Here is a 13,161-nt window from a genome sequence, read left to right on the forward strand (position 1 = left end):
GTTCCCGGGGGTCGCGCGGGGAACATGGAGCCCATGAGCGATCGACCGAACCGTCCGCTGCGCTTCGCGGCCTTCGTCATGAACACGACGTCGCACATCCAGCACGGCCTCTGGCGGCACCCGGACGCCCGGCAGTCGGACTTCGACGACGTGACGCTCTGGACCGACCTGGCGAAGACGCTCGAGCGCGGCAAGTTCGACGCGATGTTCTTCGCCGACGTCGTGGGCACGTACGGCCCGGCGCGCGGCGACTACTCGACGAACCTCCGCGAAGGGCTGCAGATCCCCTCGAACGACCCGTCCGTGCTGCTCTCCGCGCTCGCCGTGTCGACCGAGCACCTCGGGCTCGCCTTCATCGTCGAGCGTCATCCAGTCGCACCCGTTCGACTTCGCCCGCAAGGTCTCCACCCTCGACCACATCACCCGCGGCCGGATCGGCTGGAACGTCGTCACGAGCGCCCTCGACAGTGCCGCCCGCAACTTCGGCCAGGACCGGCTCGAGGAGCACGACGAACGCTACGTCTGGGCCGAGGAGTACCTCGAGGTCTGCGCGAAGCTCTGGGAGGGCTCATGGGAGGACGACGCCGTCCTGAAGGACCCCGTCCTCGGCTACGCGGACCCCGAGAAGGTGCACCGCATCGACCACCACGGCAAGCGGTACGACGTGCAGGGCCCGCACCTGTCCGCGCCCTCGCCGCAGCGGACGCCGGTGCTGTTCCAGGCCGGGTCCTCGCCGGCCGGCCGGGCCTTCGCCGCGAGGAACGCCGAGGCGCAGTTCATCCTCACGTCGAACCGCGACGCCACCGAGCAGCTCATCCGCGAGACCCGCGACCTGGCAGAGACCGCGGGGCGACAGCGGGACGAGATCGCGTTCTTCCTCGGCCTGACGTTCATCACCGGCTCCACCGAAGCCGAGGCGAAGGCAAAGGAGGCCGAGATCGACGAGTACCTCGCGGCCGACGGCTTCCTCGTGCACTCGAACCTCGGCTTCGACCCCGACACCGGCGAACCGCTCGACCCGGACACCCCGCTCTCCGAGGTCCGGACCCACGCCGGGCAGTCGCACCTGCATGGCTGCGCCGAGGCCGCCGGCGACCGCGAACCGACCATCGCCGACCTGGCTCGCCTGTCCGCGAAGCTCCGCGCCCGTGTGGTCGGGACGCCGGAGCAGATCGCCGACGAGCTCGCCGACTGGCAGCGGGTGGGCGTCGACGGCGTCAACGTCATCAACTGGACGCTGCCCGGCTCCTACGAGGAGTTCGTCGACCACATCGCGCCGACCCTGCAGGAACGCGGCCTGATGCAGTCCGAGTACCGCGAGGGCACGCTGCGCGAGAAGCTCTTCGGCCACGCCCAACTGCCGGACTCGCACCCGGCGCGGCGCTGGCGCGGGGTGTTCTCCGGTGGCGCGAGCGGTGTCGCGGACGCGGCACGTGCCGTGGGGGTGACCGCATGACGGACGCGACCACGGCCGAGGGACGGATGACGGGCCTCCCGGCCGACCGCCTGGCCACGTTGCGGGCGCGCTTCGCACCGGTCTTCGCGACCATCCGCGAGGGCGCGGTCGACCGTGAGCTGGCGTCGGGGACGCCCGGCGACCGGGCGCTGCCGCACGCCGAGGTGCGCGCGCTCGCCGACGCCGGGTTCGGACGCCTGCGTGTGCCCGAGGACCGCGGCGGGTTCGGTGTCAGCCTGGTCGAACTCGCGCACCTGGTGGCGGACCTGGCGGCGGCGGACTCGAACATCGCGCACCTGTGGCGGGGGCACTTCGGGTACACCGAACTCGTGCTGCTCCGGCCGTCGTCGGCCTCCCGTGACGAGTGGCTCGAACGGATCGTCGACGGGGCGATCATCGGCAACGCGACGTCCGAGCGGACCGGCACGACGCTCGCCGACATCTCGACGACCGTGACGCCGTCCGGCCCGGGGTCGTTCCGGCTCGACGGGACGAAGTACTACTCGACCGGCACGCTCTACGCCGACTGGATCTACCTGGCCGCCGACCGCGACGGCGAGCGCGTGACGTTCGCCGTCGACGCCACGGCGCCGGGTGTCACCGGCATCGACGACTGGGACGGCTTCGGGCAGCGGTTGACCGCGTCCGGCACGACGGTGTTCGACGGGGTGACCGTCGACGCGTCGGTTGTCTCCGCCTACCGGGACGCCCCGCTGTCGCACATCCAGGCCTTCTACCAGCTGTACCTGCTGGCGGTCCTCGCGGGGATCGGGCAGGCCGTCGTCGACGACGCCGTGGCCTTCGTCCGGCCGCGGACCCGCACGTACATCCACGCGAACGCGCGACGTCCCGGGGACGACCCGCAGGTGCTGGCGATCCTCGGACGGCTGTCTGCGGGGGCGTTCACCGCGCGGTCGCTCGTCATCGCGGCGGCGGGGCTGCTCGACGAGGTCGTCGCCACGAACGAGCCAGGGGTCGGCGTCGACCACGCGCTGCTGGACACCGCCGAGAACGCGGTCTACCAGGCGCAGGTCGAGATCGGGCCGCGGGTGCTCCGGGCGGCGTCCGAGTTGTTCGAGGTCGGGGGAGCGTCTGCGGCTGACCGCACGCGTGCGCTGGACCGGCACTGGCGGAACGCGCGGGTGGTGGCGTCGCACAACCCCTGCCGTGTACAAGGAGCGGCTCGTGGGGGAGTACGTGCTGCACGGGCGGGGGCCGGTGGACGCGTGGGAGAAGTACCACGAGGTGGGGCCGACGCGGTTCTGAGGGGTGCGCCGGCGCGGTCGGTGCTGTCCGCCTAGCTGTTCGCCGGGTCCTTCGGCAGCGCACCTGCCTGCCGCATGAGTTGCAGGAGCGCGGGTGCGGACGATCGTGCGCCGTCGGGAGCCTGGTGGATGATGTCGAGCCGGCTGAACGCGTCGCCGATGATCACCGGACACCGTCCCTCGACACACCAGATGCTCGCCGTGTCGATGAACACGCCGTCGATCGCCTTCGCCATCGTGCGGATCGCCTTCGTCTGAGCACCGAGCGGACCCGTGGTGGCGATGCAGCTGCTCGGCTTCTTCGTCCCGACGAGGCAGTCGGCCGGCGGCGCACTGGAGGATCCGCGGGCGCCAAGACGATCCTGCCGACGGACGACCGCACCTGGTCCAGCTGCTTGCGCATGCTCGCCTCGTACTCGTCGAGCGACACCGACTTCATGTCCGGGTCGTTCGCGTCCCACCATCCGGTTCGTCACCACGAGGACGTCCAGGGTGGCTGCGCTCGATCTCCTCGACGACGTCGGGGATGTGGCCGGCGCACGAGTCCGCGTTCGACGGCAGTTCGAGCGAGATGAAGGGACAGCCGATCCTTGTTCCGTTCACCACGTGGGTCTCCGAGCCCGACGTCTCTGCGAGTGCGCGCCACGCAGGCATGCTGTAGGCCGCCGTGGAGTCTCCGACCACCATGATCTTCGTGCCGGATGCGTCGCCCCACGAACACGACGGGCTCTTCCAGGCAGCGCCGACCGTCGAGCATCCGAGGGTCGAGCTCCACGGACCGGTGCGGGTGATGGACTCGCCGTAGTCCGGGCCGGTGATCGCATCGACGGACGGCTGGGGCGAAGCCGGCCAATCGGAGAAGCCGAGCGCGCTCGAGATCGCCTTGTACCGCGCCGCGAGGACCGGGTCCGAGGGCACGCTGGGTCCGTCGCTCCCGAGCGCAGCGGGCAGTTCGGCGGCAGCGACCTGGACGGGTGCCGTGCGGTCCACCGCGACCACCAGGCCGACGACGTTCGCGAGCACGAGCGTGATGATCCCGCCGGTGCGGAACGCCCTGCGGTTCGTCGCCCACCACGACGGCGCAGCAGCGAGGGTCTGCCCCCGGCCGCCGAGTGCGAACGTCCGGAAGGGGCGCTCGATGACGAGGTACGAAGCGATGGCTGCGCCGAGGGACAGGGTGAGGACCACGGGCATCGGGACGTCGAGGGCCAGCGGGAGGAGCACGATGAGCGGCCAGTGCCACAGGTACAGGGAGTAGCTGATGGTGCCGAGACCGACGAACGGCCCGGTCCGGATCGGCCATGCGGTCGTCGCGCTGTGCCCGGCACCGACGAACAGCAGGAGTGCGGTTCCGATCGTCGGGACGAGGGCGAGTGGCGCGGGGACGCCGTCCGTGTCCTGACCGATGAGGGCGGGGACCAGGATCGCGAGGAGGCCGACCACCGTGCAGACCTCGACGACGGGTCGCCAGAACGGTGCGCGCCCGTGTCGAGGCGAAGGCGACGAGCACGCCGAGCAGGAGTTCCCACGCCCGCGTGAACGTCGAGAAGTACGCCGTGTCCGGCGTGTTCGCGACGGCGACGAAGGCCCACCCGAGCGACGCGACGGCGATGACCGACAGGACGGCGACGGCGAAGCGGCGGCGACCGACGCCGAGCGGCGTGCCAGCTCCGAACGGAGCGGCCTTGCCGAGCAGGATCAACAGGAGCAGTGGCAGCACGAGGTAGAACTGCTCCTCGACGCTGAGCGACCAGAAGTGCTGGAACGGGGACGGCGGTGCGTCAGCGGCGAAGTAGCCGGTTCCGTCAGCGGCGAACCGCCAGTTCGCAACCGCGAGGAGCGAAGCGCCGGCATCCGTCAAGAACCCCGCGATCCGACCCGACGGCAGGATCAGCAGTCCGGCTGCGACGGTGACGATCAGCACCGCGAGGGATGCGGGAAGGAGGCGTCGGACCCGTCGGAGGGCGAAGCGGCCGAGGCGGATGTGACCGTGCTCCGCGCGTTCCCGCAGGAGGCCACTGGTGATCGCGAACCCGGAGATGACGAAGAACACGTCGACGCCGAGGAAGCCACCGTTCGGCCACCCGAAGGCATGGTCGAGGACGACCAGCACGACCGCGAGGCCGCGCAGACCCTGGATGTCGGCTCGAAGACCGGAGGGCTGAACGCATCCATCTATTCTACATTGACATATCACATCGGGCAACTACGCCCAACCGAGCTCGTGCAACCGTTCGTCGTCGATCCCGTAGAAGTGCCCGATCTCGTGGACGAGGGTGGTGTGCACCTCGTCCTTGAGCTCGTCGAGGGTGTCGCACTCGGCGAGGTGCTGCTTCCGGAACACCACGATGCGGTCCGGCAGCTCGCCGAAGCCGTACTGGCCGCGCTCGGTCGCCGCGATGCCGTCGTACACGCCGAAGAGCTCTTCGCCGTTCTCCGGTTCGTCCTCGACGACGAACACCACGTTGTCGAGACCGTCGACCATCTCGTCGGGGAGCAGGTCGAGTTCGTCGGTCACGAGCTGCTCGAAGTCGTCGAGGGACATCTCCATCACGGGCTCGATGCTCCCACACCGGCCTGATCGACCGGGGAACGACAACGGCCCCGGTCCGAGGACCGAGGCCGTTGCTCGACTGGGGGTGAATAACGGGTCTCGAACCCGCGACCTCCTAGACCACAACCAGGCGCTCTACCAACTGAGCTATATCCACCATGTACGAACCGGGCGACCGGCGCGACTACTCAATAGTAGTACATGCCGCGCGCGGATCCGACCACGCGTGTCGCTACTCAGATGCGGGCTGCGCCAGCCGCGGCTCCCACTTCGCCACGACCTCGGCCTGGACGGCGCGGACGTCGTCGGTGCTCGGACCCGGTTCGGCGACGAAGCCTGCGCGACGGTAGTACTCGAGCTCGCGGATCGACTCGAGGATGTCCGCGAGCGCCCGGTGCCCACCGTGCTTCTCCGGCGCGTTGAAGTACACGCGCGGGAACCAGCGGCGGCAGAGCTCCTTGATGCTCGACACGTCGACGCTCCGGTAGTGCAGGTGCCCGTCGACGCGCGGCATGTACTTCGACAGGAACGCGCGGTCCGTGCCGATCGTGTTGCCCGCCAGGGAGCGGAGCCCTCGGCCGGCACGTGCTGGAGGATGTACTCCAGCACCTGGTACTCGGCGTCCGCCAGGGACACCCCGTTCGGGATCTCGTCGATGAGCCCCGAGGTCGTGTGCATGTTCGTCACGAACTCGTTCATGTTGTCGAGCGCCGACTGGTCGGGCTTGATGACGATGTCGAAGCCGGGGTGCACGGGGACGAGGTCGAAGTCGGTGATGACCACGGCCACCTCGACGAGTTCGTCGACCTGGAGGTCGAGGCCCGTCATCTCGCAGTCGATCCAGACGAGGCGGTCGTTCGCAGTAGCCATGCCGTCGATCCTATTCCGCGTCGCGCGCGCCCCGTCGCGTCCGGCCGCCCAGGTGGTCGGCGCTCCAGCCTGGAGGCCCGCCACCGGTCCGCCGACCCGCCCCGCGCCTCCAGGCGGTCGCCTCCGTCCGCTGCCTGCCCGCCCGCGCTGCTGGGCGCTGCCGGAGGGCCCCGTCGTGTCGAGCGGGCGGAATCCCGGGGTCGCTGCCGGGCGCACCCCGCGTTCTCGCCCGCTCGACCTGCGGGCGCTGCCGGCGGGCCCCGTCGTGCCGAGCGGGCGGAATGCCGGGGTGGCTGGCGGGCGCACCCCGCGTTTTCGCCCGCTCGACCTGGGGGCGCTGCCGGAGGGCCCCGTCGTGCCGAGCGGGCGGAATGCCGGGGTCGCTGCCGGGCGCACCCCGCGTTCCCGCCCGCTCGACCTGCGGGCGCTGCGCCGAACGGATGCGTCGCCGCCGAGCGGGCGGAATGCCCGGGTCGCTGCCGGGCGCACCCCGCGTTCCCGCCCGCTCGACCTGCGGGCGCTGCCCCGAACGGATGCGTCGCCGTCGAGCGGGCGGAATGCCGCACCCGCCTGCCGATTCCGAAGCGTGATTCCGCCCGCTCGTCTGCGGAACCAGCGCGCGCCGGGTCGAGCGGGCGGAACGTCGAGGTCGTCGCCGGGCGGACCGCGGTGTTTCGCCCGCTCGACCGTCCGAGCGTCCGCGGAATCGGGAGGCGCCGATGAGGTTCACCCCGGGCTCGGAGACGACCCCGCTCCAGCGACGAACAAACGAGCGAGCGGGCGGAATGCCAGGGTCGTCGTCTGACGGACCCTGGCATTTCGCCCGCTCGCGCAGTCGCGCAGTGTGGCAGCGCAGCATCACGCCCAGCGAGGCAGCCCGGCCCCGCGGTGCCCCGCCTAGGACATCTCGCCGGCGGAGATCGCCTCGGCCTCGACCCGTTCGGGCTCCGCGCCGTCGTCGACCCGCCGGAGGACCTTCGTGGTGAGGACGACGACCACGAACGCGACCGCGACGGACAGCCCCGCGAAGACGTACGCGGCCGAGGGGCGCAGGCGTCGGCCAGGAGGGTGGCGACCGGCGGGGCGATGGCGCCGCCGATGAAGCGCACGGCCGAGTACGCGCTCGAGGCCACGGAGCGGGGGGAGGTCGGTCGCCTCCATGACGCACTCCGTCAGGACGGTGTTCAGGACACCGAGCACGAGTCCGCCGATGACGACGCAGATGATCAGGCCGACCTGCGACCCGACGACGACGGCCGCGGCGAACAGGTCGAGCGCGAGGAGCGGCAGCGCGATCTTGAGCACCGTCGTCCTGCGGAGGCGAGCGGTGAGCATCGGTGCGACCCAGACCGAGGTGACGGCGAGTCCGACACCCCAGCCGAAGAACGTGAAGCCGATGCCGAGCGCGCCGAAGCCGAGCGGGAACGGCGTGTAGGCGAGCAGGACGAAGAAGCCGATGTTGTAGAAGAGTGCGGTCGCGGCGAGGGCGGCGAGTGCCGGACGCCCGAGCGCGCGGAACGGCGCCGAGAGCTTCGTGGGGGTGGAGCTTCTCGAGGTTCTTCGTCTTGAGGAGCACGACGATCGCGATGAACGCGATGGCCATGAGCGTCGTGACGCCGAAGAACGGGCCGCGCCAGCTCACCGAGCCGAGCAGACCACCGACGAGGGGTCCGACGGCGATGCCGAGGCCGAGTGCCGCCTCGTACAGGATGATCGCGGACGCGGTGCCGCCGGACGCAGCCCCGACGATCGTCGCGAGTGCGGTGGAGATGAAGAGCGCGTTGCCGAGGCCCCAGCCGGCGCGGAAGTCGATGATGCTCCACACGCTGTTCGACGTCGCCGCGAGCACCGAGAACAGCACGATGAGGGCGAGGCCGATGAGCAGGGTGTTCTTCGCGCCGATCCGGCTGGACACCCAGCTGGTGAAGAACATGGCGACACCGGTGACGGCGAGGTAGCTCGTGAAGAGCAGTTCGGTCTGGGCCGGGGTGGCCTTCAGCGACGCGGCGATCGCGGGGAGGATCGGGTCGACGAGGCCGATGCCCATGAAGGCGACGACACAGGCGAAGGCGATCGCCCAGACCGCGGAGGACTGCTTGAGGATGGAGCCGGACTGTCCGGCGGGTGCGTGGGCGTTCACGCGTGGGTCTCCGTTCTGGTGGATGGTGTCGCTGTGGGGCGGGTGGTCGCCCGCGACGCGATGATGGCGGCCGCTTCGCGCAGGACGTCCCAGTCGTCGTCGTCGAGGTCGGCGAAGAGCGGCCCGACGGTGCTGGTGAGGGTCGCGCGCCACTCGACGAGGCGGGCGTGCCCGGCCGGGGTGATCTCGATGAGCTGCCCGCGGGAGTCGTCGGGGTCGACGGTCCGCGAGATGAGTCCGTCGGCGAGCATGCCGGCGACGAGGCGGGTCATCGTGGGTTGGGCGACGCGGGACGCTGCGGCGAGTTCGCCGAGCCGGAGCGGCTGGTCGGTCTCGAGGATGCCGAGCGTGCGCCACACCGCCGAGGACGTCGTGCTGCCCGCGGCCTGTGCGGCGGTCCGGATCAGACGGTTCACCGACACGAGGAGCGTCTCGATGGTCTGGTCGCGACTCGGTTCCATAGCTGAACTATATAGCGATGCTATGCATCAGTCAACAGCCGCGGCCTGGTAGAAGGGATGCATGAGCGACATCACCATCCACGAAGGCGACGAGTACACCGCGATCTTCCACGGCGGTCCCTTCGACGGCACGACCGACACCCGCACCGCGACGAGCGACGCGCTGGACGACGAGATCACGGTGTTCGCTGACGTCGAGGGCCTGCAGACCGCGTTCACCTACCGGCAGACGAAGGCGCGTCAGGTGCTCGACCAGACCTCCGCCGAGTTCGAGTACGTCCCCGGCGAGTCCGACCCCGTCGACGACCTCGCCGACCGTGGCGACCGTAGCGGCGAGTTCGACCGGGAGTAGAACCCCACGCCGCCACGTTGCACGATCACATGCAGCTCGACCTCTGGACGTCCGCCTTCTGTGCGCCGTGCGCCGCCGCCCGCCGCGTCTCGGCCGAGGCATCGGCGCTCGTCCCCGGGCTGCAGCTGACCGAGCGCGACGTGGCGAACCACCCGGACCAGGCGGAGGACCTCGGCATCCGGTCGACCCCCACGATCATCGTGCGGCGGGACGACGGAGCCGAGGTCTTCCGTTCACCGGGCGTCCCCACCCGTGACCAACTGCTCCTCGCGATCGCCAAGGCACTCTGACCGGGGCCGGCCCTCTGACCGAAGCCCGCCCTCTGACCGGAGCCCGCGACCCGTCCGCTGGTTCGTCGGCGCCAGCAACACCGGCGCCTCGGGCGGACGCACCAGCCGCACCGCCTGCCGCACGACACGCTTCACCGCCCGCACCGGCGCCCCGATCACCAGCGCGACCGCCCCGATCGCGCTCCGGTCAGCAGGCCCGAGGGCGTTCTTCCGCTCCCACGCTCGTCGGAGCACGCCGCCACGACTGCGTCGGGCGGCCGGTCGGTCCACGAGCGCGCCGGCATCGCGGAGCGCCATCAACCCCTCGGTCCGGGCGGCCCAGTCGTCGTCAGCCACCGGGTGGAAGTGGTTGTCGTGCATCCACTCCGGCCGCACCGTGGCCGAACCGCCCGTCGACGAGGTCGACCGCGTCGCCCTCGAGGCCGCTGCCGACGAACACCTCGTTGATGAGCTGTCGGCCGATGCCGAAGTCGGTGAGCGTCAGGGCCGGCACGCCGCTGGCGACGGCCTCGAGGACGGCCGTCGAGCTCACCGTCACCAGGGCGACCGCGCGGTCGAGGTGGTCCGCCATCGGACCGCTCTCGACGACGAGGTTCGTCGGCGCGTCCGCGGGGACCAGGTCCGGGTACGGGTCCTGCTCCCGGTGGGTCTGGTGCTCGCCCGCCGCCGCCCGCACCTTGATCACGACGCGCCACTCGGGATGCCGTCGCGCGGTCTCGACGAGCCACCCGACGATGCGCGCGCGGTCCACCGCTCGGCCGGCACGCTGGGCTGCGCCGCGAAGACGACCGAATCGCGGACCAGAGCCGCAGTCGGAGCAGCGGCAGCCGGCCGGGCGAAGGGCAGCGTCGCGAGCGCGAAGTGCGGTTCGACGCCGCCCTCGCGAGCGAGCTCCTCGTACGCGCGGACCTCGCGGTGGCTGTGCAGCACGAACAGGTCGGCACGGGCGCGGAAGAACACACCCTTCCACTTCGCCGGGAACGAGATGCCCGGCAACCCCGTCACGAGCACCGGTCGGCGCGGCACCCGGCGGTGCACCTCGCCGATGACGAGTTCCGCGACCGGCCCGATCAGGGACACCAGGACGGCATCCGGCGGGTCCTTGCCGCAGCCGCTCCACGACGGCGTCGACGTCGAGCGGCTCCGGCGGTGCGGCGGCGAGGTGCGCCAGCCGCGCGTCGACTTCCCGGAACGCGGACCGGAGCTGCGCCCGGCTGGCGGACCGTGGCGTCGCGACGGTGAGCAGCTCCAGGTCCCAGTGCGCGGGCGCGGTGGCGAGCAGGTGGGCGCCCCACTTCGCGAACGAGTCGGTGTCGACCAGGCCGACCACGCGTCGGACGCGGGGTGACGTACCGGACTGGAGGCGCGCCTCCAGTCTGTCGGTCGGCTCGCCCCCGACGACGTGACGGTCCAGGGCGCTGCTGGTCTCGTCCGCGCCGGTCACGCGCCGACGCGGCGCAGCTTCGCGAGCGGTGCGCGCTCGCCGGGCATGACCCGCTTGACGCCGTCGCCGAGGGCGGACTCGATGATCCGGACGTCGCGTGCCAGGGTCTGCAGCCCGTGCGGCTCGAGCGAGGCGGCGTGGTCGGAGCCCCACATCGTCCGGTCGAGCGTGATGTGGCGCTCGACGGCCGTGGCGCCGAGGGCGACGGCCGCGATCGAGATCTGCCAGACCGGGCTCGTGGCCGGAGTACCCGACCGGCACACCGGCGTAGCGGTGGGCGAGGGTGTCGATCATCCGGAGGTTCGCCTCCTCCGGGGGAGCGGGTAGGTCGAGGTGGCGTGCATGAGCACGAGGCGTTCGGTGCCGAGCGTCTCGACGGCGCGGTCGATCTGCTCGAGCGTCGACATGCCGGTCGACAGGATGACGGGTTTGCCGGTGGCGGCGACCGCGGCGAGCAGGCCGAGGTCGGTCACCGACGCCGACGCGATCTTGTAGGCAACGACGTTGAGGTCCTCGAGGAAGTCGACCGAGGGCTCGTCCCACGGCGACGCGAACCAGTCCAGGCCGCGCAGGGTCGCGTGGTCGCCGATCTCGATGTACTGGTCGCGGTCGAACTCGACGCGGTAGCGGTACTCGAGGTAGGTCATCTCGCCCCACGGCGTGCTGCGCGGCGTGGACTTCATGTGCTCGGGCGTCGAGATCGCCGGCGTCCGCTTCTGGAACTTCACGGCCTGCAGTCCGGCGTCCGCCGCCACGTCGATGAGGCGCTTCGCGATGTCGACGTCGCCGTTGTGGTTGAGGCCGATCTCGCCGATGAGGTACGCGGGGTGGCCGGCGCCGATGGTGGACGTGCCGATGCTGACGGTCATGGTGCTCCGTTCGGTGCGGGGACGGGCGGCAGGGATGCGCGCGCGCGGGTGGTGCTGGGGCTGGGGGTGCTGGGGCCGGTCCTTGTGCTCGTGTTGGTCGAGCTGGGGTGCCAGCGCGTCGGCGAGCGCGAGGTCGGCCGGGTAGTCGATGTCGATCGCGCCCCGACCGTCGACGACCACGAGTTCGACCCGGCCGTGGAACCGGTGCCGGTGCTGCTGGAACGCGGCGGACCGGAAGGCGTAGAACGCACCGGTCTCGCGGAACTCCGGCGCTCGGTCCCTGCCGACGCGGACGGACCGCGGCGTCGTGGTTCACCGCGCTCGCACTGCCGTCGACGTCGATCCGCCACAGGAACGCGTGCGAGGGCGCGGCGGCGAAGACCGAGTCGGCGTGGCCGTCCCGTACGCGGGCGACCGCGGCATCGAGGTCGGTGGGGTCGGTGAACGGCGACGTGGCCTGCAGGAAGACGACGATCTCGGGTGTCTCGCCCGCGGCGGCGAGGGCGTCGAGCGCGTGCAGGACCGCCGACTCCGACGAGGCGTCGTCGCCGGCGAGGTCGGCCGGGCGGCGGACGACCCGGGCGCCCGCGTCGAGGGCTTCGGCGGCGATGGCGTCGCCGTCCGTGGAGACCACCACCGCGTCGATCGACCTCGCCCCGCGTGCGGCCTCGACGGCCCGCCGGACGAGCGAGCGGCCGGCGACCGATCGCAGGTTCTTGCCGGGGATGCCCTTCGAGCCCGCGCGTGCCGGGATCACGGCGACGACGGAACCGGGGGAGCGCATGACCAGGACGCTACGAAGCGCCGGTGGCTCGGAGGCGAACGCCAGGCAGACGCACGCCGAACCGTGCCGGAACCCGCGCAGCCGACGCCCCGCGTTAAGATCGAGGGATGCTCGGAGTTGATGACCCGCTCGATCCGGCTCCGCGCCGCGTCCTCGTGGCGGGGACGACCGGCGTCGGCAAGACCACGACCGCCGCTCGGATCGGAGCCGTGCTCCGTCTGCCGCACACCGAGATCGACGCGCTGTACCACGGCCCGGGATGGCAGCCGCGGGAGTCCTTCCTCGCCGACGTCGAGGCGTACACGAGCGAACCGGAGTGGGTGACGGAGTGGCAGTACACCTCCGTGCGCCCGCTCCTCGCCGAGCGCGCGGACACGCTGGTCTGGATCGACCTGCCGAACCACGTCGCGCTGTGGCGGCTGGTCCGTCGGACGCTGCGGCGTCGGTTCCGCCGGATCGAGATGTGGAACGGCAACGTCGAGCCCTCGCTGTGGACGTTCTTCACCGACCCGGGACACATCGTGCGGTGGGGGATCAGCACCCGGAACGCGACCCGGCATCGCGTGCCGTCGCTCGTCCATGAGGCGCCGCACCTCCGCATCGTGCGCCTCCGCTCGCAGCGGGAGATCGATCGGTTCGTGCAGCACCTCGATCGGGGCCGCGGATAGAATCGGTG

8 protein-coding genes, 1 tRNA gene and 8 pseudogenes are annotated in these 13,161 nt (G+C 71.3%); 5 read left to right on the plus strand and 12 right to left on the minus strand.

The window, feature by feature from the left end; translation table 11 throughout:
- Positions 1–33 precede the first annotated feature (33 nt).
- Both ACZ8AI_RS14040 and ACZ8AI_RS14045 read left to right on the plus strand, forming a co-directional pair.
- A pseudogene (locus ACZ8AI_RS14040) lies at positions 34–1,456 on the plus strand (LLM class flavin-dependent oxidoreductase).
- Positions 1,453–2,757 (plus strand): acyl-CoA dehydrogenase family protein, encoded by a 1,305-nt coding sequence (locus tag ACZ8AI_RS14045; RefSeq protein WP_464858716.1) that lies wholly within the window; start codon positions 1,453–1,455, stop codon positions 2,755–2,757. The pseudogene ACZ8AI_RS14040 and the gene ACZ8AI_RS14045 overlap by 4 nt, the downstream one beginning before the upstream one ends.
- Here ACZ8AI_RS14045 and ACZ8AI_RS14050 read toward each other — a convergent pair.
- The 8 genes and pseudogenes from ACZ8AI_RS14050 to ACZ8AI_RS14085 form a co-directional block, all read right to left on the minus strand.
- Positions 2,754–3,197 carry a hypothetical protein gene (locus ACZ8AI_RS14050; RefSeq protein ID WP_464858717.1) on the minus strand — a complete coding sequence of 148 codons (444 nt, stop codon included), beginning with the start codon at positions 3,195–3,197 and terminating at the stop codon, positions 2,754–2,756. The two genes, ACZ8AI_RS14045 and ACZ8AI_RS14050, sit on opposite strands and share 4 nt — an antisense overlap.
- Positions 3,157–4,164: an acyltransferase family protein gene (locus ACZ8AI_RS14055; RefSeq protein WP_464858832.1), complete on the minus strand. Its 1,008-nt coding sequence runs from the start codon at positions 4,162–4,164 to the stop codon at positions 3,157–3,159. The genes ACZ8AI_RS14050 and ACZ8AI_RS14055 overlap by 41 nt, the downstream gene beginning before the upstream one ends.
- An 88-nt stretch (positions 4,165–4,252) precedes the next feature.
- Positions 4,253–4,918 (minus strand): annotated as a pseudogene (locus ACZ8AI_RS14060) (acyltransferase family protein); the annotation flags it as partial.
- A 9-nt stretch (positions 4,919–4,927) separates the two neighbouring features.
- Positions 4,928–5,272, minus strand: coding sequence for a metallopeptidase family protein (locus ACZ8AI_RS14065; protein WP_464858718.1), 345 nt, complete (start codon positions 5,270–5,272; stop codon positions 4,928–4,930).
- An 83-nt stretch (positions 5,273–5,355) separates the two neighbouring features.
- Positions 5,356–5,433, minus strand: a tRNA-His gene (locus ACZ8AI_RS14070).
- Between the two features lie 74 nt (positions 5,434–5,507).
- Positions 5,508–6,145: pseudogene (gene orn / locus ACZ8AI_RS14075) on the minus strand (oligoribonuclease).
- Between the two features lie 897 nt (positions 6,146–7,042).
- Positions 7,043–8,285 (minus strand): annotated as a pseudogene (locus tag ACZ8AI_RS14080) (MFS transporter).
- On the minus strand, positions 8,282–8,746 hold the full coding sequence (locus ACZ8AI_RS14085; RefSeq protein WP_464858719.1) for a MarR family winged helix-turn-helix transcriptional regulator: 465 nt from the start codon (positions 8,744–8,746) through the stop codon (positions 8,282–8,284). The pseudogene ACZ8AI_RS14080 and the gene ACZ8AI_RS14085 overlap by 4 nt, the downstream one beginning before the upstream one ends.
- A gap of 61 nt (positions 8,747–8,807) precedes the next feature.
- On the opposite strand from ACZ8AI_RS14085, the gene ACZ8AI_RS14090 reads away from it, so the two are divergent.
- Positions 8,808–9,098 (plus strand): hypothetical protein, encoded by a 291-nt coding sequence (locus ACZ8AI_RS14090; RefSeq protein WP_464858720.1) that lies wholly within the window; start codon positions 8,808–8,810, stop codon positions 9,096–9,098.
- A gap of 29 nt (positions 9,099–9,127) precedes the next feature.
- Positions 9,128–9,388 (plus strand): thioredoxin family protein, encoded by a 261-nt coding sequence (locus ACZ8AI_RS14095; RefSeq protein WP_071293696.1) that lies wholly within the window; start codon positions 9,128–9,130, stop codon positions 9,386–9,388.
- A 328-nt stretch (positions 9,389–9,716) separates the two neighbouring features.
- Here the strand turns inward: ACZ8AI_RS14095 and ACZ8AI_RS14100 are convergent.
- The 4 pseudogenes from ACZ8AI_RS14100 to ACZ8AI_RS14115 form a co-directional block, all read right to left on the minus strand.
- Positions 9,717–10,468 (minus strand): annotated as a pseudogene (locus ACZ8AI_RS14100) (DUF6716 putative glycosyltransferase).
- Positions 10,469–10,502: 34 nt separating this feature from the next.
- Positions 10,503–10,832 (minus strand): annotated as a pseudogene (locus tag ACZ8AI_RS14105) (DUF6716 putative glycosyltransferase); the annotation flags it as partial.
- Positions 10,829–11,701 (minus strand): annotated as a pseudogene (locus tag ACZ8AI_RS14110) (N-acetylneuraminate synthase family protein). The pseudogenes ACZ8AI_RS14105 and ACZ8AI_RS14110, both read right to left, overlap by 4 nt.
- Positions 11,702–12,143: 442 nt before the next feature.
- Positions 12,144–12,485, minus strand: a pseudogene (locus ACZ8AI_RS14115) (acylneuraminate cytidylyltransferase family protein); the annotation flags it as partial.
- Between the two features lie 107 nt (positions 12,486–12,592).
- On the opposite strand from ACZ8AI_RS14115, the gene ACZ8AI_RS14120 reads away from it, so the two are divergent.
- Entirely contained in the window at positions 12,593–13,153 is a 561-nt protein-coding gene (locus tag ACZ8AI_RS14120) for a P-loop NTPase family protein (RefSeq protein WP_464858721.1), read from the plus strand.
- Positions 13,154–13,161: the final 8 nt, after the last annotated feature.

It is taken from the genome of Curtobacterium sp. AC273 (assembly GCF_979253735.1).

Coding starts and splice junctions, on each gene's coding strand:
- ACZ8AI_RS14045 (WP_464858716.1), top strand. CDS start 1,453: ATGACGGACGCGACCACGGCCGAGGGACGGATGACGGGCCTCCCGGCC.
- ACZ8AI_RS14065 (WP_464858718.1), bottom strand. CDS start 5,272: ATGGAGATGTCCCTCGACGACTTCGAGCAGCTCGTGACCGACGAACTC.
- ACZ8AI_RS14085 (WP_464858719.1), bottom strand. CDS start 8,746: ATGGAACCGAGTCGCGACCAGACCATCGAGACGCTCCTCGTGTCGGTG.
- ACZ8AI_RS14090 (WP_464858720.1), top strand. CDS start 8,808: ATGAGCGACATCACCATCCACGAAGGCGACGAGTACACCGCGATCTTC.
- ACZ8AI_RS14095 (WP_071293696.1), top strand. CDS start 9,128: ATGCAGCTCGACCTCTGGACGTCCGCCTTCTGTGCGCCGTGCGCCGCC.
- ACZ8AI_RS14120 (WP_464858721.1), top strand. CDS start 12,593: ATGCTCGGAGTTGATGACCCGCTCGATCCGGCTCCGCGCCGCGTCCTC.